General features: G+C 48.4%; 1 protein-coding gene. It reads right to left on the reverse strand.

What is annotated here, in order from left to right:
• A partial coding sequence (mnhG, locus tag RYX56_RS21420) for a monovalent cation/H(+) antiporter subunit G (RefSeq protein ID WP_317123998.1) occupies positions 1-351 on the reverse strand: 351 nt, incomplete at its 3' end.
• Positions 352-378: the final 27 nt, after the last annotated feature.

A 378-nucleotide genomic window follows, 5' to 3' on the forward strand; every position in this document is an offset into this window, starting at 1 on the left:
CTCCCGCTTTAGATACTCCTTTAAATCATCACGTACGCTTTCTTCCGCCATCGCAACGCCACTCCGGTAAGCCGCCCGGTTTAGCATATGGGCAACAACGGGCGAGGTCAGGAATACGAAGAAGACCCCTAGCAGCAGGCGGATGCTAAAATAGCCCTCTGTCAGTAAAAAGTAGAGAAAGGTTCCCAATAAGATACAGAGGACACCTAGATTGGCGCTTTTCGATACTGCATGGGCGCGAGTATACACATCCGGAAAACGAATCAATCCGACCGCACTTAAGAAGCTAAACATGACCCCAATCAAAACAAATGTGCCGACAATCCATTCAACGTACCCGTTTCCGTTCAATGACCACACCCCTTTCCAAAAATCTAG

Origin of the sequence: Alkalihalophilus lindianensis (assembly GCF_032843265.1) — a bacterium.
In the GTDB taxonomy this organism is placed as follows: domain Bacteria; phylum Bacillota; class Bacilli; order Bacillales; family Bacillaceae_D; genus Alkalihalophilus; species Alkalihalophilus lindianensis.